This is a genomic window from Citricoccus nitrophenolicus (genome assembly GCF_047305825.1).
GTDB classification, from domain to species: Bacteria; Actinomycetota; Actinomycetes; order Actinomycetales; family Micrococcaceae; genus Citricoccus; species Citricoccus nitrophenolicus.
In genome coordinates this window covers 2,143,491-2,163,599 of sequence record NZ_CP063070.1, presented here as the reverse complement: position 1 = coordinate 2,163,599, position 20,109 = coordinate 2,143,491, and the positions used below count along the sequence as shown (strand labels likewise).

The following is a 20,109-nucleotide window of genomic DNA, read 5'->3' as shown; positions in this document are numbered from 1 at the left end:
CCCTGACAGTGCGCTACCGGGGGCGGGGCTCACTGCGGCGCTGCATGCCGCGGCCCGTGGGCTCGTGACCGAGCCTGCGGGTGATGGCCCGGGCGGCGAACTGCAGTTGCGGGATGGTGACCGCCAGGTGCTCCTCGCCCCGGGGCACGATCACGGTGAGCGTCCCCACGGCGCGTTGGTCCTCCAGCAGGATCGGCACGGAGATCCCGCTGGACTCCTCCACGATGATCCCCGCCATGGAGACGTAGCCGTTGCGGCGGATGTCTGCGAGGATGCCCCGCAGCCGGTCCGGGTCCGTGACGGTGTCCGGGGTGAGCTGCTCCAGCCGCCGGCGCAGGAACAGCTCCTGCTCCTGTTCCGGGGCGTAGGCCATGAACACCAGCCCGGCGGAGCAGCCGTGGACGGGCAGCCGGCCGGCGATCCTGGTGATGTTGATGGTGGCATCGTCAGCCGCGAGCCGCTCCAGGTAGAGCACGTCCGTGCCCTCCAGGACGCCGAGCGAGACGTGGTTTCCGGTGTGGTGCAGCAGGTCCTCCATGGGCGGCAGGGCCGCCTCCCGCAGGGAAGAGGCTCGTGAGCCGCGCGAGGCCATCTCCCACATCCGGTGCCCGTGGCGCAGCCGGCCCGAATCGTCCCGCACCAGCAGCCCCTCCAGCTCCAACTCGGCCACGAGGCGGTGGACGGTGGAGACCGGCAGCCCGACGGCCCTCGCGAGCTCCCGGAGGTGCAGTGCCGGAGCGTCGTCGGTGAACGCCGCCAGGATGCGCACCACGCGGTGGATCACGGATTCCCCGGAGGGCGAGTTGGCCACGAACCTGCCTTTCGTCGGAGAGGTGGCCTCGATCATACCGATCAACGGAACACCCCCGCGCTCCCCCGGCCGCGGCTTTCTAGGGTGGCACCATGAGCACTTCCTCCACCTCGGCCACGTCCGCCCCGCACAGCGCCAACCACGACGCCGGCTCGGGCCGCGCCGCCGGCAAGGTCGCCCTGGCCTCCGGGGCCGCCCAGGGCATGGGGGCCTCCCACGCCCGTGTGCTGGCCGCGGCCGGGGCCTCCGTCATGATCGGCGACCTGCAGGAGGAGGCCGGCATGGCGTTGGCCGAGGAGATCAACGCCACCGAGGGCCGTCAGGCCGCCGCCTTCACCCCCCTGAACGTGACGAGCCTGCAGGACTGGACGGCCGCCGTCGGGCAGACGGTCCAGGAGTTCGGGAAGCTCGATGTGCTGGTCAACAACGCGGGGATCTACACGCCCGGCACCGCGGAGGAGGCGTCTGTGGAGGACTGGACGCGGACCCTGGACATCGACCTGACCGGCACGTTCCTGGGCATGAAGGCGGCCGTGCCGGAGCTCAAGAAGCAGGGGACCTCCTCCATCATCAACGTCAGCTCGATCGCCGGACTGGTCGGGTTCAAGAACCGTGCCGCGTACTCGGCGGCGAAGTGGGGCGTGCAGGGGCTGACCAAGACCTCCGCCCTGGACTTCGGCGATGACGGGATCCGGGTGAACTCCATCCATCCCGGCTCCGTGGAGACGCCGCTGACCGCCGGGCTGCAGCGCGGCTACGGGCAGGTGCCCGCCGGGCGCGCGGCGCAGGTGGAGGAGATCAGCATGCTGGTGCTGTACCTGGCCTCGGACGAGTCCCGCTTCGTCTCCGGCTCCTCCATCGCGATCGACGGCGGCGAGACGGCGGGGAACAACCTCCGCCAGGACTCGTAGCCGCATGCTCAGCGGGTCCCTGCGGACATCGAGTGCGGGATTCTGCAGGGTGATTGCCGTCAACACCCTGCAGAATCCAGCACTGGATCTCCTGCCTTCGCAAGGGACGGGCATCACGGGCGCCCCTGTGGCCTGTCAGCCACTGGCTCTACACTGGCCGCATGACCTCGGAGCCAGAGCAGAACCTGCCCAGCACCCCGCCGACCACACCAGCCGCGCCGGCCGAACCGAACAGCTCGGCGCAGCAGCCCCGTCCCCCGAAGACGCCCACCGGCAGGACCGTGACCCTGCCGGCCAACCCGACTGAGGCCTGGGACCAGATCCGCAGCACGGCCGAGACCACCACCCAGAAGTTCAACGAATTCCGGCAGCGCAACCAGACCCGGGCCGAGCGGGAGAAGACCGCCCGGACCTTCGCCGAGCGCGGCCGCGAGGAGACGGGACGCGGCCTACGCGCCCTGGCCGGGGCCGCCGGCAAGCTCGCCGACCTGGTGGACGGCAAGCCGGAGGGCCGGGGGCAGCACGCCCGGGAACAGCAGGTCATCGAGGCGGAGAATCCCGGCGCCGGCCCGGACAACCGAACCCACTGACCCCACCTTGCCGTTGCCCTCCCCTTCCTCCATAGTGATCCAGAACATGTGATACACGTCACCGATCCTGGAGGAAGCATGACCACCGCACACGAGAAGTCCGGCCCATCCCGCCGCACCATCCTCGGCGCCGGAGGGGCCGCCGCCCTGGCCGCGCCGTTTCTCGGCGCCGGGGCCGCATCGGCAGCCGAACCGGTGCTGGCCTCACCGCAGACCGTGCCCGAGCACGGCATGCACCTGATCACCCTGGGCACGGCTGCCGGCCCCGCGATCCGGGGAACCCGGCACGGGATCGCCAGCGCCGTCGTCGTGGATGGACAGCACTACCTGGTGGACTTCGGGCTCGGCATGCCCCGCCAAGCCGTCGAGGCCGGACTGACCGGGAACAAGCTGCGCCAGGGATTCGTCACCCACCTGCACTCGGACCACATCTCCGAACTCAGCGCCTACATGCTCTACAACTGGGACACCCCCGTGCAGGGCGTCACCTCGCGCGTGGGAATCATGGGCCCGGGCCGGAGTCCCCTGCCCGAGGGCATCAGGAACGAGGTCTCCCCACCCCAGACCGGCATGAGGGACATCGTCAAGAACCTGATGCGCGCCTACGCCTATGACATCAACATCCGCACCACGGACGAGGCCCGGATCCCCCTCGATGAGCTCTTCGAGGGCGTGGACATCGAGCTGCCGCGCCGGCCCCGCGCCGATCCGGACCGGAGCCCCGTTCCGGACATGGAGCCCTTCACCATCTACGAGGACGAGCGCGTCCGCGTGAAGGCCACCCTGGTGGACCACCTGCCCGTCTTCCCCTCCTTCGGCTTCCGCTTCGAGTCCGAGCACGGCGTGATCACCTTCTCGGGAGACACGGCCGAGACCCCGAACATGGTGGCCCTGAGCCAGGACGCGGACCTGTTGGTCCACGAGGTCGTCAACATGGACTTCTACCGGGACCAGGACTTCACCGAGGAGTTCCTGCATCACCTGGAGTCCAGCCACACCTCTCCGGAGGGCATCGGACGGATCGCCGCCGAGGCCGGGGCCAAGAAGGTGGTGGTCAGCCACCTGGCCGGTGTGTTCTCCAACGCGGACCTGGCCGGCATCGCCGACACCTACGACGGGCCATACACCCTGGCGGCGGACCGGCAGCTGTTCAGCGTCTGAGCGCGCCGGGGGTCCGCCGGGGACGGGGATAGACTGCCGGGATGCCGCTTCCTGCCCCCTCCCACCACACCCCGGACCGGACCCTGCTCGTGGGGTGCGGGGCACTGGGCACCCGGCTCGGCCGGTGTCTGGCCGCGGACGGTGGACACGTGTTCGCGCTGCGCCGCACCACGGGCGGGCTTCCCTCAGCCTTCGCCGCGCTGGCGGTGGATCTGCAGTCACCCGTGCGCGCCGAGCTCCCGTCTGTGGATGCCATGGTCATCACCCTTCCTCCCGGTGGTCCGGGGCCCGGCCCGGCGTCCGCCCACCGGCAGGGGCACGACGGCGGCTACCTCGCCTCCCTGCGGAACCTCGCCGCGGCGTTGCCGCAGGTTCCCTCCCGCGTGGTGCTCGTCTCCTCCACCCGCGTACTGGGTGGACACACCCACGGCCGGCCCCTCACCGAACTGGATGCGCCCTCCCCGGTGGGCCCGCGCGCCACCACCCTCCTGGACGGCGAACGGTTGGCCGCGGAACTCTTCGACGCCCACATCCTCCGCCCCGCCGGCATCTACGGTCCGGGACGGGAGATGCTGTTGCGCAAGGTCCTCGAGCACACCCCCGTGCAATACGCCCGCCGCACGAACCGGATCCACGAGGACGATCTGGTCCGCACCCTGCACGCCCTGGTGACCGCCGAGGCACCACCGCGCCTGCTGCACGCGGCGGACCGGGCGCCGGCACCCCTGGGGGACGTCGTCACCTTCATCGCCGGCCGCCTCGGGTTCCCGCCACCGCCAGCCGTCGAGCCGGCGGAGGCGACCGGGACCGTCCTGGACGGCACCCGGCTGCTGGACCTCCTGGGCACCCTGGAGCACCCCACCTACCGGTCCGGCTACGGCCATCTCATCGCCGCCCGGAGCGGGGCAGATTCCGGGCAGTCCCAGGGCACGTGGTGACCCGTCAGGCGGACAGGCGTGCGTAGCGGGCCAACCGCCGCAGTCCCGGAGGGTCGGGCTGCTCTCCGGACGGCGTCAGGGCCTCCTGCAAGCGGGCCCGGACGAGCTGCTCGTCCAGATGGGTGCCGATCGCCACGAGACCGTCCTGGTGCCCGCCCCTGCGGGGTGCTACGTGGATGTGGCGGCCCACGAGGTTGACGGTGTAGCTGCGTGGCGCCCTCGCGGTGCCGACCAGAATGGTCCCCTTGAGGCGGTAGACCCCCTCCGGCGGATCTTCGAGCAGGTCGATCAGCGGCCCCGCAGGCACCGGACCGGCCGCGGGCACCGAGACGGCGGCGGCATGGGCCTGATGCGCATCGGCTCCGATCGACTGGGCCGCGTCACGCCGGGCCAGTTCGGCCAGGGGCAGCTCCTCCTGGATGAGGCCCACCGCCGGGTGCTGCTCCGCGGCCGCGTCGAAGACGAGCGCCGGGTCGATCAGGCCTCGGGTGGTGACGACCACGTGGGCCATGGGGTTGCGGGCATGGATGCGCTCCCGGATCCGGGCGATCGCCTGCTCCCGTTGCTCCTCCGGAAGCTGGTCGGTCTTGTTGATCACCACCAGGGACGCCGCAGCGAAGCGGGCTGGGGGAACGGCCACGGTGTCCACCGTGTCGAAGTAGGCGCCGGCGTCAACCACGTCCACCAGGCCACCGGAGCGCACGTTCGCCACCCCGCTGGAGTGAATCATGCGTGCCAGGGACACCGGCTCGGCCACGCCACTGGCCTCCACCACGATCACGTCCAGCCGTAGCCGCGGGTGGGCAAGCCGCTCGAGCGCCTCGTCAAGACCGCCACCCTCGGGCAGGCAGCACACGCAGCCACCAGCGATGGACGCGGCCACATCCACCTGACCGGTCAGCAGGCCGGCATCGACGTTGATGGTCCCGTAGTCATTGACGATCACCCCGATGCGGGCGCCCGGTGCCAGCAGCAGATGGTTGAGGACGGTGGTCTTGCCGGCCCCGAGGTGGCCGGTCAGCGCCACCACTGGAACTCGTGTCGTTGCCATGACCTCTCCTCCCCGCCCACTGAGGCCGCCGCCGCGTGATCACCCCGGGCCGCACTCGCCCACACCGGACACCCCAGCCACATAGGGTCAACGATGCCCACGTCGAGTCTATGAGGCCGGGGTGACGATGACCGTGGTCAGCGAGCGAACGAGTGTCAGTCCGTGAGATACCCATTGGGGTTGAGCACGAACTTCGTCGCCGCCCCGGCGTCGAACTCGGCGTAGCCGCGCGGGGCGTCCTCGAGGGAGATCGCCTTCGCGTTGACGGCCTTCGCGATCGGCGCCTTGTCATGCAGGATCGCCATCATCAGCTGGCGGTTGTACTTCATCACCGGGCACTGCCCCGTGGCGAAGGACAGCGACTTGGCCCAGCCCGTGCCCAGCGAGAGGGACAGCGAGCCCTTCTGGGCGGCCTCGTCCACGGCTCCCGGGTCCCCCGTGACGTACAGGCCGGGGATGCCGAGGGATCCGCCGGCGGTGGTGATGTCCATGAGGGAGTTCAGGACCGTCGCCGGAGCCTCGTGGCCGGCATCCTTGCCGTGCCCGCGGGCCTCGAAACCGACGGCGTCGATGCCGCTGTCCACCTCGGGGACGCCGAGGATCTGCTCGATCTGGTCCTGGAGCGGGCCTTCGCCGACGTTGACGGTCTCGCAGCCGAAGGTTCGCGCCTGCGCCAGGCGGTCCTCGTTCAGGTCCCCCACGATCACGACGGCGGCCCCCAACAGCTGCGCGCCCATGGCCGCGGCCAGGCCGACGGGTCCCGCACCGGCGACGTAGACGGTGGAGCCCACGCCCACCCCGGCCGTGACGGCGCCGTGGAAGCCGGTGGGGAAGATGTCGGAGAGCATGGTGAGGTCCATGATCTTCTCCAGCGCCTGGTCCCGGTCCGGGAACTTCAGCAGGTTCCAGTCGGCATAGGGCACGAGGACGTACTCGGCCTGTCCGCCGACCCAGCCGCCCATGTCCACGTAGCCGTAGGCGCTGCCCGGACGGTCCGGGTTCACGTTCAGGCAGATGCCGGTCTGACGCTCCTTGCAGTTGCGGCAGCGGCCGCAGGAGATGTTGAACGGCACGGAGACGATGTCACCGACCTTGATGAACTCGACGTCCGGCCCCGCCTCCACCACCTCACCGGTGATCTCATGGCCCAGGACCAGATTGGCCGGGGCCGTGGTCCGGCCGCGCACCATGTGCTGGTCCGAGCCGCAGATGTTGGTGGTGACGGTCTTGAGGATGACCCCGTGCGGGACCTTGCGCCCCACATTGGCGGGGTTGACCCCGGGGCCGTCCTTCAACTCGAAGGTGGGGTACTCGGTGTCGATGACCTCGACCACACCCGGTTCCTTGTAGGCGACGGCACGATTTCCTGGCATTTCGGTTCCTCACTTCTGTTGATGTGTCTCAGCGGGACGTCACTGGCCACCGCGGCCGGCATCGTCAGCTCCGGCCGTGCGGGCTCAGCCGCGCAACCGCGTCATCTCCGGGTCGTACAGCGGATCGTCCACCACAGTGGCCGCGATCCGGCGCCCGAGGTACTCGATCTCCACCGCGTCCCCGGTCTCCACGCCGTTCGGCAGCCACGCATAGGCGATCGGCTGGCGCACGGTGTATCCGTAGGCCGCACTGGTGACGTAGCCCGCGGCCTCGCCGCCCACGTACACGGGTTCCTTGCCGAGGACCACCGAGACCCCGTCATCCACCGTCAGGCAACGCAGCCGCGTGGTCGCCGCGGCGGCCCGCTCGGCGAGCGCGCTCTTGCCGACGAAGTCGTCGGTCTTCGAGGCCTTGACGGCGAAGCCGAGCCCGGCCTGGACCGGCTCGTGATCGCTGGTCATGTCCGAGCCGAAGGAACGGAAGCCCTTCTCCAGGCGCATCGAGTTGAAGGCCTCGCGGCCCACGGCGATGATCCCGTGCTCCAGGCCCGCCTCCCAGATCACGTCCCAGAGCCGGTGTCCCACGTCGGCGGAGGCGTAGAGCTCCCAGCCAAACTCGCCCACGTAGGACAGGCGCATGGCGGTCACCGGGATGCCCCCCATGGAGATCTCCTTGGAGCGGAAGTACTTCAGCCCGTCCTTGCTCAGATCGTCACGGCTGACCTTCTCCATGACGGCGGCGGCGAGCGGGCCCCAGAGTCCGATGCAGCAGGTGCCAGGGGTGATGTCCGTGACGGTGACCCATTGGGCCGGGTTCTCCTCACTCTGGTGACGTGCCTTGCGGGAGAGGTAGGCCAGGTCCACATTCGAGTTCACGCCGGCCTGGTACAACTGCTCGGACCGGCGCGCGACCGTGATGTCGCTGGTGATGCCGCCGGCCTCGTCCAGGAGCAGCGTATAGCTGACGGCTCCGGGCGCCCGCAGCATGCTCGACGTCGTCAGACCGTGCAGCAGGGGGCCGGCGCCCGGTCCCCTGATCTCCAGGCGCTTGAGCTGGGTCATGTCGAACAGGCCCACGGCGGTCCGGGTCTTCCAGACCTCGGCGGCGGCAATGGGTGAGTGGAACTGGTCAGACCAGGCGTCACGGTCCGGAGCGGCCCACTCGGAGGGCATCTCGTCCAGCAGGCCGGCGTTCGCCTCGAACCAGTGTGGGCGCTCCCAACCGGTGCCCTCCAGGAAGAACGCGCCGAGGGCCTTCTGCTGCTCGTAGAAGGGGCTGACGCGCACGTTGCGCGGGGACAGCCGCGGCTCCAGGGGGTGGCGAACGTCGTAGATCTCCACGAAGTTCTGCTGCGAGGTCTCCGAGACGTACTCGGGCGTGGTCTGCACGTCCTCGAACCGGTTCAGATCGCAGTCGGACAGGTCGATGCTCGAGTGCCCCGTCGCGATCAGCTCGGCCACAGCCCTGGCGATGCCCGGGCCGTGGGTGACCCACACGGCCTCAGCCGCGAAGAAGCCGTCCACGTGGCGGGACTCGCCCACGAGCGAGCCGCCGTCCGGCGTGAAGGAGAAGATGCCGTTGAACCCGCGTTTGATCTCGGTGTTCTTCAAGTCCGGGAGCAGTTCCCGGCTGGCCTCCCACTCCCCGGCGAAGTCCTCCGGGGTGAACGGCAGGGACGAGGGCATGCGCTCGTCCGTGATGTCCTCCGGACGGTAGGCCGGCAGGGTGTCGAGATCCACCGGCAGAGGGCGGTGCGCGTAGGAGCCGATGCCGATGGTGTCGCCCCACTCGCGGTAGTACAGGTCCCTGTCCTGGTAGCGCAGGATCGGGCGGCTGGCGCCGTTGGGCAGCTCGTTGACGCCGGCCAGGGAGGGGACCTGCGTAGTCCAGGCGAACTGATGGGCCAGGGGCAGCAGCGGGATCTCGGTGCCGACCATCCTGCCGAGGTTCGGACCCCAGAAGCCGGCACAGGAGACCACGATGTCGGCCTGGAACCGATCCTCACCCGCCACCACCGCGGTGACGCGGCCACCGGACTGCTCGATGTCCGTGACGGTGGTCCGGTCCCGGAACTCGACGCCGGCGGCCCGGGCCCGCTCCATGACCAACTGGGTTCCCTTGGCGGCCAGCGCCAGACCGTCGCCCGGGGTGAGGAGCCCGCCGAGCGGCCTGTCCGGGTTGAGCATGGGGAAGAGCCTGAGGCACTCGTCCGCGTCGACGACGTGCGCCTCCACCCCGTAGGAGCGGTTCCAGCCCGCGCGGCGATGGAGGTCCTGCAGACGCTGTTCAGTGGTGGCGACCTCGAGGCCACCCACCGGCAGGAAGGAGCCGCGGCCATCGGGACCGGTCAGGGAGGTCAGCTTCTCGATCGTGTACTGCGCGAACGCCGTCATCGACTTCGAGCCGTTGGAGGAGAAGACGAGCCCTGGTGCGTGCGAGGTCGAGCCGCCCGGGATCCCCAGTGGCCCCTGCTCGAGCACGAGGGTGTTGGTGTGTCCGAGCTGGGCGAGCTCGTCCGCGAGGTTCGCGCCGACGATGCCGGCCCCGATGATGACGATCCGGGGAGAGGGTGTAGTCCTCATGGGTCACTCCTTGGTGTGCTGACGTCTGTGGTGCTCCCGGCGACGTGCGGCGCCGGTGATGTTCTGTGGAGGGGTGTCCCGCCCGCCGTTCTCCGGCGTTCGGCTCTGATCTAGGCGTCCACGATCAGGTCAGTCTGCGCCGTCGAGCAGCACGGCAGGAACTTCCCGGCGTCGATCTCCCGGGCACGGATGCCGCCCTGGTGGTTCATGTCCACCTCGCCGCTGATCTTGACGACCTTGCAGGAGCCGCACATGCCCTCCCGGCAGTTCGCCCCGATGCGCACGCCGGCCTCCCGGGCGGCGTCGAGGACGTTCGCCTGTGGTTCGATGCGGACGTTCAACCGGGTACGCAGGAAGGACATCGTCAGGCTGCCCTCCCCGACCACCTCGAAGGTGGACGGGTCGGCCGGCCCGGTCCCGCTCGTCGCGGCCGGACTCGTCTCAGCCGCCACGGCGTTGAGCTCCGCGATCCGGTAGAGGTCGAGCGCACCGGTGGGCGGATCGATGGCGTCGGCTGACGCCTCCCGGGCTGCCTCGCGGGCGGCGTCCTGGGCCGCGGCGTACTCCTCGGCGATACCGCCGGCGAGGGCCACTTCCTCCTTGTACTCCAGGGCGGTCTCGCGGGTGCCGGAGAACGATTCGACGAAGATCGACGTCTCGTCCACGCCCACCCTCTCCAGCAGCTCGGCAGCGACGTCGATGTACCCCTCCGGCCCGCAGGCGAACACCTTGCGCCCATTGGCATCGGGGACCACCGTGTCCACCATCTCCGAGGTGAGCCGGCCGACCATCCCCTCCCAGGTGCCGGGGACGCTGCGATCACCCAGCGAGTAGTACACGGTGATCCGCGAATCGACCGCGGCCAGGTGCTCGAGCTCGCGGGAGAACGCGAAGGTCCCGGGCGCAGCCCCGTGATACAGCATGACCACGTCGGCCCGGCCCGGGAGGGAGTGGATCGTCCGGATCATCGACATCAGGGGGGTGATGCCCGAGCCGGCCGCCAGGAACAGGTAGCGCGCCCGGCGGTCATAGTCGGGCAGGTGGAACGCCCCCACGGGGCCGAGCACCTCCAGCACGCTGCCGGGCCGGATGTTCTCGTGGATCCACGGGGAGACCGTGCCGCCCTCCTCGCGCTTGACGGTGATGGCGAAGGTCCACGGCTCCGTCGGGGCACTGGACAGCGAATAGCTGCGATTGACCGGATCGGCGTCCGGACCGAACACCGGGAAGGCGATGTTGAGGTACTGCCCGGAGCGGAAGGCGAGCGGGGCGCCGTCGGTCCTGCGCATGACCACCGTGAGCATGCCCCCGGCCTCGGGGATGGTCTGGACGCACTCGGCCAGGAACTCCTGCGGGTACCAGGGGTCCAAGGCCTGGGCCGCCGCCGCGAAGGGCAGGTCGGCGGAGGCCTGGGCCACCCGGTTCCACGGCATCTCCAGGCCCCGGACCCGCCGGACCTCCGGGATCGTGGTGAGGGTGGTGCTGACGGTCATGCCACGTGCTCACGCATGCGCTGGGTGTACCAGTTGATGAACGCCTCCACCTGGTACTCGCTCTTCATGTACGGCCCGGGCTCGTAGGCCGGGCTGTAGGTGCCCTGCTGGCACATCTCCACGAAGTTCTTGTCCTGCAGGTTCGTCTGCTTCCACGTGTTGGTGAGCGTCTCGAGGTCGTAGTCCACCCCCTCGACGGCGTCGTCCGCCACGAGCCAGGTGGTGCGCACCAGCGTCTGGTGCTCGTTGATCGGGAACGCGGCGAACGTGATCACGTGGTCGGAGATCAGGTGGAACCAGGAGTTCGGCTGCAGGTGCATGGAGCAGCGGCCCAGCCGGAAGTCACGCAGATCCCCCAACAGCTTCTTGGACAGGCGGCGGCCGGTGGCGGAGAAGGACTCCCCCGCGCCGTCGAGCGGCTCACGGGAGATACGGATCCCGGTCACGCGGGTGTCGAGTTCCTCGACCACCTCGAAGGGCAGACCGTAGCGGGTGCAGCGCCCCCGCAGGGCATCCTCGGCCTCCACGTTGCGGTTCCAGACGTCCTCCAGGTGGGGCGGGACGATTCCCTCGGTGAGGCCCCAGGTGGGGAAGAGCGAGCAGGCCAACTCGGGATGGCCGTCGCAGTGGTAGCACTCGCGGTTGTTCTCCATCACGAGTTTCCAGTTGCCCTCCTCGATGATGTCCTGCTGGTAGGCCACCCGGGAGTTCGCGATCTCGTGCGGGGCCAGGTACGGCTCGAAGATCCCGGCGACCTCGTCGAAGTCGGCGGGCGGCTCGTCTGCCAGGCAGACGAACACCAACCCGGCGACCACCCGTCCGTGCGCCCTCTTCAGTGCGAAGCACGCCTTGTCGAAGGACGTCTCACCGGGGGATGAGGCATGGATCAGGTCGCCTTCCGCCGAGTAGGTCCACGAGTGGTATCCACACACCAGGTTGCCGGTGGTGCCCGTCTTCTCGGGGAGGACCCGGGCCCCGCGGTGTCGGCACACGTTGTGCAGGACGTTCACGCCCTCGTCAGTGCGGAGGACGATCAGCGAATACGGGCCGTAGTCGACGGTGACGTAGTCGCCCGGCTCCGGGACCTCGGCGAGGCTCGCGGCGAGGAGCCAGTGCCGGCCGAAGATACCCTGCATGTCCGCGGCGAAGATCTCCGGATCGGTGTAGAACGGCGCCTCCAAGGAGTAACCGGTGCGGCGTTCTTCGAGTAGCTGGCGCAATGGGGCCGCCTGCTCCTCCGTGGGGGCGGCGGCGAGGCGGCCACGGCTGGGGGAAGTGGGGTTCACGGCAAGAGTCACGGTACTGATTCCTCGAGTCTGCGGGGTTCGGGATGGTGCTGCGGGCCGAGCGGAGGCCGGGTGAAGACCGGATGGGTCGCGGAGTTGTGATCGCTGTCACGTTGATCGTAATAGCGCGAACAGTGCAATAAAAAGCTCGGATATCCGACATCACCGTGCACAATGAGTGCATGATCGATCGTCGCCTCCTCACCCTCCGGACGTTCGCCTCCTGTGGCAGCGTCACGGCGACCGCGGAGCTCACCGGCTACTCCCGGTCTGCCGTCTCGGCGCAGCTGCGGGAGCTCCAACAGTCGCTCGGAATGCGCCTGCTGATGAAGGAGGGACGCGGGTTGCACCTCACGGCCGCCGGGCGCCACCTCGTCGAGCAGACGGACGGCCTGATCGGTGAGTGCGACCGCATCAGATCGGCGATGGCCTCGGTCGCCGGGGCCGCACCCGTCGAGTTCGGCCTGGGTGGTTTCTCGAGTGCGGCATCCAACCTGCTCGTCCCGCTCGCGGCGGAACTGCGGGTCTCGAAGCCCATGGTCACCGTGCAGATGGTCGAGGCGAGCCCGTCGCGGTGCCTCGACCTCCTCCTCGCCGAGCGGATCGACCTCGCCGTGGTGGTGGCCACCGAGGCCGAGGCGGACGTCGGTGCCGATGCCCGCGTCGAGGAGACGCGGCTGCTCGACGATCCGCTGGACGTCATGCTGCCGATGGATCACCGGTTGGCCGAACGCTCATCCGTCTCGCTGCACGAGCTCATGGGGGAGGTCTGGATCACTGACGCGCCGGGTACCGCCTACCGCGCGCTGTTCTCCGCCGCGTTCACCGCGGCCGGCGTGAACCCGAACATCCGGCACGAGGTCACCGAGTGGGAGACGACGACGGCCCTCGTCGGGGCCGGGATGGGCCTCGGCCTGGTGCCGCGCCTGGCCAGCCCCGCGGGAGCCGAGAACGTGCGGCGTGTCCCCATTGCGGGCCCAGCGCGGCCGACGCGGCGGATCGTCGCCGCGGTGCGCCGGGGCACGGCCACCGCACCCATCATCGCCGCCTCACTGGCGCACCTGAAGGACACCGCCCGGCGCCTGCTCTCGGAGCGCCTGGCGGATGATCCCTAGCGCGGCACCCTCGGGTGGGGGCCGTTCTGGAAGTCGACGATCCGCTCGATCGCCTCGGCCACGGCAGCCTCTCCTGCGGCGAAGGAGAGCCGGACGTACTGCTCCCCACGTGCCGTGTCGAAGTCGGTTCCGGGCGTCAGCGCCACGTGCGCCCGCTCCAGCAGAGCCTCGCAGTACGCCGTGGACGTGCTGTACTCCTCCACCATCCGATCCCCCGGCTGCGCCCAGAAGTAGAACGCCCCATCCGCCGGTGCGGCATCCGTCCAGCCCAACCGGTCCTGGTTCGCCAGCACCAGCGCTCGGGCCCGCGCGAACCCGGCCACCTGGGCATCACACTCCGCATAGGACTGCTCCGTGAACGCCTCCACCGCCGCATACTGCGCGGACGCCGGAGGACACAGGGACACCGAGCCGGAGAGCCCACTGATCGCCCCGGCCAGGTCCTCGGGCATCAGCATCCACCCGATCCGCCAACCGGGCATCCCCCAGTACTTGGAGAAGGAGCTGATCACCATCGCCTCGGTGGAGTACTCCCAGGCGCAGACCCCGCGCTCGTCCCCGGCTCCGTACGTCACCCCGTGGTAGATCTCGTCCGAGACCAGCCGCACCCCTTGCCCGCCGCACCACTGCGCCAGCGCGGCCATCTCCTCGCGGGTCGCCATGGTGCCGGTGGGGTTGTTCGGGGAGGCCAGTATCAACCCGGCCAATGGCCCATGGGTGGCCTCCGCCTCCTCGAGCAACGCGGGGGTGGGCTGGAAGCGCACGGCCGGGCCGGCGTCGAGCTCCACCACCTGGCAGCCGAGCGCCGTGAGGATGTTGCGGTAGGCGGCATAGCCGGGGCGGGCCATGGCCACCCGGTCCCCCGGGCTGAACGCGGCGAGGAAGCCGAGCATGAACGCTCCTGAGGAGCCGGTGGTCACAGCCACCCGGGCCGGATCCACGTCGAGGCCGTACCAGCGCCCGTAGTGCTCCGCGATCGCCTGCCGCAACTCCGCGATGCCGAGCGTCGGCGTGTAGTTCAGCGCCCGCCCGGAGGCGTGCACTTCCGCCGCCCGTGCATTGACCGCGGTGGGCGCCCCGCCGCCGGGCTCGCCGGCGCACAGGCTCACCACATCAGCCCCGGCCGCCCGCAGTTCGGCGACCCTCCCGAGGATGGTCATCACCTGGAAGTCCGGGACCTGCGAGCGCGAGGACGGGCCGAGCGGACGCGCGAAGGACGAGGCCGTGGGCTGTTCATCGGGTTGGAAGCTGGACATCATGCCCCATTGAACCAGTTGGCGTCAGGTGCCGCGGGTCACGGACCCCTCGGATGCACGATGACGAACACGTCGCGATCACGGTGTTGTGGTCGCCGACGGAACGGAGTCCTCGAAGTCCGGGATGGCGTCTTCATGGACCGCCACGGACGACATCATCCGCTTCAGCTCGCGGTACTCCGTTGTGGAGAGGAAGGCCCGCATCGCCTCGTCACCCTGCTCACCGGTCAGGGCCTCGACCATGGGCAGTGGGATGGACGTTCTCAGGTACAGCCCGGTGAAGTCCTTGACGGGGTACTCGTCGGTCATCACGTGGATCCATGCGGCCTGGACGGATTCCGGCGAGTTCGGGTCCACGGCGTCGGGGAGGTCCGCAACCTCCACCAACAGTCCCTCCGTCGCCGCACCCCAACGGGAAGACATCTCGAATTCCGGATTCTCGGCCAGATGCTGTGCCAGGAAGTACACCGACGCATCCTCCTGGTGGCTGGGGGTGCTGGTGAGAGGTTCTGCTTCCAGCGTCTCCACGAGCGCGGGATAGGCGCCGTCTCCGTCCCGGGCACCGGAGACGGTGGTCAGGTTCACGATGATGTCGTCATCTTTGTCCGTGATCTCATATCGCTCGGTCACCCCGGCCGGCGGTTGAGCTGACGAGTCGCTGCAGACCACGCAGCTGACGGTCCATCCGGCGGGAATGGACAGGCTGACCGTCCCCGCCTCCGTGGTGAAGACCTCATCACGCGGTTGGGCGTCCTGGCTCGATCCCCCGCCCGCCGTGGCGGAGGCAGTGGGGCTCACGGTCGGTTCCGCTGGAGAGGCGATGGCGCTCGGAGTCGGTTCCGTGGATCCACCGGCCGAGCTCGCGGCGGACGTGGCCGCTGCGGTGGTGTTCGGACCTGCTGTCTCCGCCGGGTCGGTACCCGAGCCGCAGCCGGTCACAGTCAGCACCAGGGCGGCGCCGGCCAGACCGGCCCACGGCCGCCGTCCCGGGACGGTGGCCTGCTTCATCATCACCAGTCCCCTCACGCGGTTGGCGGTTCGGAGCATCGGGGCCGATTCAGTCGCCACCCGGTGCGTGGGTTGTCTGCGACGCTGGCTCGGGCGCTCCGTGGTGCGCATTCTGCCACGCGGACCCGCCAGACCGTCAAGGGTTCGGTACGCCCGGGTCGAGTCGGCACCGGTGACCAGGCCAACACCAGCCGGCATCGAGAGGCTACCGGCCGGCGTCGGGCACCGGCTGACTCAGCCGATCCGCAGCACGGGCTTGATGGTCTGGCCGGACTTCGAGTCGGCGAAGGCCTGCTCCACCTGGTCGAAGGCGTAGTACTGCACTAGCTCGTCGAAGGGGAAGCGGCCCTGCCGGTACAGGGCGATCAGCGCCGGGATGAGGTCCTGAGAGGTCCCGGAACCACCGAGGGTACCGACCACGGTCCGGCCCCAGAGGGTCCGCTGGTGGTCCAGGCTGAACCGGGCCTGGGCGGGGGCACCGCCGATGAGGATGAGGGTTCCGAGCATGCCTACAGCCTCGGCGGCCTCCTCGATCACGGCGACCACCCCGGTGCAGTCAATGACGTAGTCGGCTGTCCCACCACAGATCTCCAGGATGCGCTCCAGGGCGTTCTCGCGCCCCGAGTTGATGGTGTGCGTGGCGCCGTAGCGGGTGGCCAGCTCGAGCCGGGAGTCGTGCAGGTCGATGGCGATGATGGTGGTGGCCGGGGTGTTCCGGGCGGCCATGATGGCCGCGAGCCCCACCGCTCCGGCGCCGTAGATGACCACGGATTCGCCGGCGGACGGGCGCGCGGTGTTCAGCACGGCGCCGGCGCCCGTGGTGATGCCGCACGCCAGGACGCCCACCAGTTCCAGCGGCACCTCGGGGTCCACCGCCACCAGAGCGTTGGCGTTGGCCAGGGAGTAGGTGGCGAAGGAGGACTGGCCGAAGAAGTGGCCGGAGAGCGTGGTGCCGTCCGCCCGGGAGTAGGCCGAGGTCCCGGCCTGCGGACCGAGGAACCGCTGACCGCTGGCCACGGCGGGGCCCAGCAGGTCACAGTACCGGTGCTCCCCACGGCGGCAGTTGCGGCACTGCCCGCAGTAGGGCCAGCCCATGATGACGTGGTCTCCCACCGCCACAGAGTCCACGCCCTCGCCGATCGACTCCACCACGCCGGAGCCCTCGTGACCGAGCACCCCGGGCAACGGCAGGGGCATGTCCCCGGCCTGGGTGATCGCGTCCGTGTGGCAGACCCCGGAGGCCACCACCCGCACCAGCACCTCACCGGGCCCGGGCTGTTCCAGCTCGAGCTCCTCCCGGACAAAGGGGGCGTTCTTCTCCTCGACGACGAGTGCTTCGATCTTCACTACAGCCTCCTGGAATGTGGCGGGACGCCCAGCGTAGCCACCGGGCTCCCGGACGCCGGGCGACTTCCGCCCCGGGGAACCCTTCGGAACCCCAGGCGATGGCCGGTCACCTTGTATGACGCGAGGGTGCCCTGAGCGGACGACCGCCGGCCTTCAGTTGCGGGATCCTACAGGATCAGTCGGTCCTGGCGGCGAGCTCCTCGGACGTCACCCAGTTGCCGTGCAGTCCGCGGGGGATCCGCAGTGGAACCTTCAGCGTGCAGACGGGCCCCCGGTCCACGTGCTGGGCATCCAGCAGCACCATCTCGGAGTGCATCAGGTCCCGGCGGGAGACGATGACGAACACGTAGCCGTGGCCCTCCGGGGCGTCGTCGGCCCCCGGGACGAACACGGGTTCGCCGATCGTCGCATGGTCGCCCGGGTACCAGATCTTCTGCTCCCCCGTGGCGACGTCCACCGCCGAGACCCAGCGGAAGCCGCCGCCGGGGGCGTCGTGGCCGGGCAGCTCGTTCAGGCCCATCACGCCCCACTGGTACTTCAGGGTCTCAAAGCGGTCGTCCATGCGAGGGAATTCGGAGGCGAACTGAGAGATCTTCTGCTCCGAGAAGGTGCGCCGCCGGTCCCGGGTGTCGATGGTCCAGCGGGAGAGGTAGCCCTTGGACTTCTCCGGGTCATGCTCCTGGTTGCCCACGATCGGAAACCAGGGGAAGTAGGAGGACTCGGAGACGGGGGTGTCGATGTGGATGTGCCGGCCGTCGTCATGGGCGCCCATGATGTGGCTGGCGAAGCGGTTCGGCCCCTCGTACCAGACGATGTTCTCGCCCTTGCCCTTGCGCGGCAGCACGCCCAGATAGACCCGCTCCTCGGGATCCCACTGGAACATGGACTCCTCCTTCTCCAGCCACTCACGCTCGGTGCGCATGGGGATGATCGGGAAGATGACGAAGTTCTGGGTCACGGCGAAGTCGTGGACCATGGACGAGTACGGAGCCTTGAACCACGTCTCGTGGATGATCTGGCCGGAGGCGTCCGCCTCGTAGTAGGCGATGTCCCGGGTGGTCTCCCCCTTGGCGGAATAGCCGAAGAACACCATCTCCCCGGTGTTGGGATCGACCTTCGGGTGGGCGGTGGAGGTCTTGGAGGTCAACGTCCCCTCGAAGTCGTAGTGGCCCACGGTATCCAGGGTGTCCGGGTCCAGAATCAGCGGCGGGGAGTCCTCCTTGGCCGCGTAGAGCTTGCCCCCGTGGAAGAACACGTTGGTGTTCGCCAGGCCGCGGACCACCCCCTCCACTTCCGGCCGGTCCGTGAAGGGGTTGTGGTACTGGCCGAACAGGGCCCGTCCTGCGGCGCGCTCGGCCTCGAACCGGGGGGTCTTGATGAAACGGCTCTTGTAGTCCACCCGGCCCTTGCGGAAGCGGAAGGACAGCGCCATGCCATCGTCATTGAATGAGCCCAGCGGACCCTCGTCCACGAACTTGGGGAACTGACGGTCGCACACCACCTTGTAGAACGTCCCGTCCAAGTGCGCCGGGATCTCACCCTGAACGCATTCGAGGCCCTGGATGTCCGCTTCCACGCGCAGGGGCGCATCGAACGGGTGGGCCGGTTCGGGGAAGCGGACGGTGGGCCACACCTCGGGTTCCGGGATGGGGGTGGCCGGGGCGGTCCGGGTCCACTGGAGCTCTTCGGCTGTGGCATCGTCCTGGGGACGGTTCATGTGGGTCATGTTCTCTTTCTCCTTGCACTGGAGGGCAGGTGGGCGGTCAGTTCCCGCGGTCCGATGCGGTGCCGGTCTCCGCCAGGGAAGCGGACTGGCGTGGGTGGGCCGCGTCGCCGACGCCGGCCGTGCGCACCTCCGGGTCCGTCCCGGAGTCTGCTTGGGGGCGCAGCGGCAGCAGGAGGGCAGCGGACACCGCCAGGATCACGGCCGAGCCGAGGAACAGCATGGAGCCCGTCCAGCCACCCTCCACCAGGTATCCGGCCAGGATGGGGCCCACAGTGGCCGCGATCCTCCCGAAGCCGCTGATCCATCCGAAGGCCGAGGCCCTCACCCGGGCCGGGTAGCTCTCCGGGATCAGGGAGTACATTCCGCCGAGGGCGGCTCCGAAGCCGATGGCCATGGTGAGCGGGATGTACAGGGGGATGTCCTGGGTGGACAGGAAGTATCCGAGCAGCCCGGCGCCGAACCCGGTGACGGCCAGGGACACGATGGTCAGAGTCTTGTTGGCGACCTTGAGCGAGATGGCCCCGTAGAGCAGACCACCGATCATGCCGCCCAGCGGCGCGAGCGTCCCGAAGAGCGTGCCCAGCTCAGGATCGGAGGTGGCCGTGGTGATCAGTTGCGGCGTCCAGCCCAGGTTGAAGTAGAACCAGCCCATCATCAGGCAGAACGAGGCGGCCAGGAGGATCGTCACCATCAAGATCTTCCGTGAGACCAGTTCTCGGAGCCCGCTGAGCGGCGAGGTCTTCCCCGGCCGATTCCCCACCGGGAGATCGGCGATGGGTTCTCGGCCCATCCGGGACAGCAACGTGTTGATCCTCTCCAGGCTCCGGCTCCGCCCCTTGGTCCGAGTGGACAGGAACTGAACGGATTCCGGCAGGCCGAGGATGCACATGAGCAGGATCACCACGTTGATGACCGTGCCGATCAGGAACATGCTCTTCCAGCCGAAGGCCGGGATGGCGGACACCGCGATCACTCCGGAGAGGAAACCGCCGAGCCCGGTTCCGGCCGAGTAGAGGGCCATGTTGAATCCGAGCCACTTGGTGGTGGAGAACTCTGCGACGATGACGCCCATGACCGCGGTGACGGCACCGATGCCGATGCCTGTGATGAACCGCGCGCCCAGGAGTGTTTCGAGGCCGGGGGCGAGCCAGGCCAGGAACATGCCCACGGTGACGAGGCCCTGACCCACCAGCCCCATCAGGCGGCGGCCGAAGCGGTCACCGAGGGGCGCCAGGACGAGCGCCCCGACCACCATGCCAGCGGTGGAGGCAGAGATGACATAGCCGATGTCGGCCGGTTGCAGCCCCCACTCCTCAGCGAAGTACGGGATGGCCAGCGCGACGGCAAGGATGTCATATCCGTCCGAGATGATGGTCAGCATGCAGATGAGGACCGTGACGGTCTGGAAGACGGTCATCCGGCCAGTGCGGATGCTGGATTCAAGATCCATGGTGTGTCCT

Annotated in this window: 16 protein-coding genes; 5 read left to right on the top strand and 11 right to left on the bottom strand. The window is 69.3% G+C overall.

Annotated features, from left to right (window positions below; translation table 11 throughout):
- Window positions 1–13: 13 nt before the first annotated feature.
- Entirely contained in the window at window positions 14–811 is a 798-nt protein-coding gene (locus tag IMT31_RS09985) for an IclR family transcriptional regulator (protein ID WP_413542650.1), read from the bottom strand.
- 92 nt (window positions 812–903) lie between these two features.
- Between IMT31_RS09985 and IMT31_RS09980 the strand changes: the two genes are divergently transcribed.
- From IMT31_RS09980 to IMT31_RS09965, 4 genes are all read left to right on the top strand, one after another.
- Window positions 904–1,722: an SDR family oxidoreductase gene (locus IMT31_RS09980; protein WP_413542649.1), complete on the top strand. Its 819-nt coding sequence runs from the start codon at window positions 904–906 to the stop codon at window positions 1,720–1,722.
- Between the two features lie 161 nt (window positions 1,723–1,883).
- Entirely contained in the window at window positions 1,884–2,312 is a 429-nt protein-coding gene (locus tag IMT31_RS09975; RefSeq protein WP_413542648.1) for a hypothetical protein, read from the top strand.
- A 78-nt stretch (window positions 2,313–2,390) separates the two neighbouring features.
- On the top strand, window positions 2,391–3,473 hold the full coding sequence (locus IMT31_RS09970) for an MBL fold metallo-hydrolase (protein ID WP_413542647.1): 1,083 nt from the start codon (window positions 2,391–2,393) through the stop codon (window positions 3,471–3,473).
- A 41-nt stretch (window positions 3,474–3,514) separates the two neighbouring features.
- Entirely contained in the window at window positions 3,515–4,411 is an 897-nt protein-coding gene (locus IMT31_RS09965; RefSeq protein WP_413542646.1) for an SDR family NAD(P)-dependent oxidoreductase, read from the top strand.
- 4 nt (window positions 4,412–4,415) lie between these two features.
- On the opposite strand, the gene IMT31_RS09960 is transcribed toward IMT31_RS09965, so the two are convergent.
- From IMT31_RS09960 to IMT31_RS09940, 5 genes are all read right to left on the bottom strand, one after another.
- Window positions 4,416–5,462, bottom strand: coding sequence for a CobW family GTP-binding protein (locus IMT31_RS09960; RefSeq protein WP_413542645.1), 1,047 nt, complete (start codon window positions 5,460–5,462; stop codon window positions 4,416–4,418).
- A gap of 155 nt (window positions 5,463–5,617) precedes the next feature.
- A complete protein-coding gene (gene fdhA / locus IMT31_RS09955; protein WP_413542644.1) occupies window positions 5,618–6,835 on the bottom strand; it encodes a formaldehyde dehydrogenase, glutathione-independent in 1,218 nt (405 codons plus the stop codon).
- 84 nt (window positions 6,836–6,919) lie between these two features.
- Window positions 6,920–9,418, bottom strand: coding sequence for a GcvT family protein (locus IMT31_RS09950; RefSeq protein WP_413542643.1), 2,499 nt, complete (start codon window positions 9,416–9,418; stop codon window positions 6,920–6,922).
- 110 nt (window positions 9,419–9,528) lie between these two features.
- Complete coding sequence (locus IMT31_RS09945; protein ID WP_413542642.1) at window positions 9,529–10,911, bottom strand: flavin reductase family protein; 1,383 nt, start codon at window positions 10,909–10,911, stop codon at window positions 9,529–9,531.
- Window positions 10,908–12,209 carry an aromatic ring-hydroxylating oxygenase subunit alpha gene (locus IMT31_RS09940; RefSeq protein WP_413542641.1) on the bottom strand — a complete coding sequence of 434 codons (1,302 nt, stop codon included), beginning with the start codon at window positions 12,207–12,209 and terminating at the stop codon, window positions 10,908–10,910. Before IMT31_RS09940 ends, IMT31_RS09945 begins: the two co-directional genes overlap by 4 nt.
- 170 nt (window positions 12,210–12,379) lie before the next feature.
- Between IMT31_RS09940 and IMT31_RS09935 the strand changes: the two genes are divergently transcribed.
- The gene (locus IMT31_RS09935; RefSeq protein ID WP_413542640.1) at window positions 12,380–13,312 is read left to right on the top strand and encodes a LysR family transcriptional regulator; all 933 of its coding nucleotides are present in this window, start codon (window positions 12,380–12,382) and stop codon (window positions 13,310–13,312) included.
- Here IMT31_RS09935 and IMT31_RS09930 read toward each other — a convergent pair.
- From IMT31_RS09930 to IMT31_RS09910, 5 genes are all read right to left on the bottom strand, one after another.
- Complete coding sequence (locus IMT31_RS09930; RefSeq protein ID WP_413542639.1) at window positions 13,309–14,568, bottom strand: pyridoxal phosphate-dependent aminotransferase; 1,260 nt, start codon at window positions 14,566–14,568, stop codon at window positions 13,309–13,311. The two genes, IMT31_RS09935 and IMT31_RS09930, sit on opposite strands and share 4 nt — an antisense overlap.
- 78 nt (window positions 14,569–14,646) lie before the next feature.
- Window positions 14,647–15,615 (bottom strand): hypothetical protein, encoded by a 969-nt coding sequence (locus IMT31_RS09925; protein WP_413542638.1) that lies wholly within the window; start codon window positions 15,613–15,615, stop codon window positions 14,647–14,649.
- Between the two features lie 195 nt (window positions 15,616–15,810).
- Window positions 15,811–16,923 (bottom strand): NAD(P)-dependent alcohol dehydrogenase, encoded by a 1,113-nt coding sequence (locus tag IMT31_RS09920; protein ID WP_413542637.1) that lies wholly within the window; start codon window positions 16,921–16,923, stop codon window positions 15,811–15,813.
- A 175-nt stretch (window positions 16,924–17,098) separates the two neighbouring features.
- Window positions 17,099–18,649, bottom strand: a complete 1,551-nt coding sequence (locus IMT31_RS09915; protein ID WP_309814719.1) for a carotenoid oxygenase family protein — start codon at window positions 18,647–18,649, stop codon at window positions 17,099–17,101.
- Window positions 18,650–18,686: 37 nt separating this feature from the next.
- Window positions 18,687–20,099 carry an MFS transporter gene (locus IMT31_RS09910; RefSeq protein ID WP_413542636.1) on the bottom strand — a complete coding sequence of 471 codons (1,413 nt, stop codon included), beginning with the start codon at window positions 20,097–20,099 and terminating at the stop codon, window positions 18,687–18,689.
- Window positions 20,100–20,109 lie beyond the last annotated feature (10 nt).

Excerpts from the sequence above, each read along its gene's own strand:
- IMT31_RS09980 (WP_413542649.1), top strand. The coding sequence starts at position 904 with ATGAGCACTTCCTCCACCTCGGCCACGTCCGCCCCGCACAGCGCCAAC.
- IMT31_RS09975 (WP_413542648.1), top strand. The coding sequence starts at position 1,884 with ATGACCTCGGAGCCAGAGCAGAACCTGCCCAGCACCCCGCCGACCACA.
- IMT31_RS09970 (WP_413542647.1), top strand. The coding sequence starts at position 2,391 with ATGACCACCGCACACGAGAAGTCCGGCCCATCCCGCCGCACCATCCTC.
- IMT31_RS09965 (WP_413542646.1), top strand. The coding sequence starts at position 3,515 with ATGCCGCTTCCTGCCCCCTCCCACCACACCCCGGACCGGACCCTGCTC.
- IMT31_RS09960 (WP_413542645.1), bottom strand. The coding sequence starts at position 5,462 with ATGGCAACGACACGAGTTCCAGTGGTGGCGCTGACCGGCCACCTCGGG.
- fdhA (WP_413542644.1), bottom strand. The coding sequence starts at position 6,835 with ATGCCAGGAAATCGTGCCGTCGCCTACAAGGAACCGGGTGTGGTCGAG.
- IMT31_RS09950 (WP_413542643.1), bottom strand. The coding sequence starts at position 9,418 with ATGAGGACTACACCCTCTCCCCGGATCGTCATCATCGGGGCCGGCATC.
- IMT31_RS09945 (WP_413542642.1), bottom strand. The coding sequence starts at position 10,911 with ATGACCGTCAGCACCACCCTCACCACGATCCCGGAGGTCCGGCGGGTC.
- IMT31_RS09935 (WP_413542640.1), top strand. The coding sequence starts at position 12,380 with ATGATCGATCGTCGCCTCCTCACCCTCCGGACGTTCGCCTCCTGTGGC.
- IMT31_RS09930 (WP_413542639.1), bottom strand. The coding sequence starts at position 14,568 with ATGTCCAGCTTCCAACCCGATGAACAGCCCACGGCCTCGTCCTTCGCG.
- IMT31_RS09925 (WP_413542638.1), bottom strand. The coding sequence starts at position 15,615 with ATGCTCCGAACCGCCAACCGCGTGAGGGGACTGGTGATGATGAAGCAG.
- IMT31_RS09915 (WP_309814719.1), bottom strand. The coding sequence starts at position 18,649 with ATGACCCACATGAACCGTCCCCAGGACGATGCCACAGCCGAAGAGCTC.
- IMT31_RS09910 (WP_413542636.1), bottom strand. The coding sequence starts at position 20,099 with ATGGATCTTGAATCCAGCATCCGCACTGGCCGGATGACCGTCTTCCAG.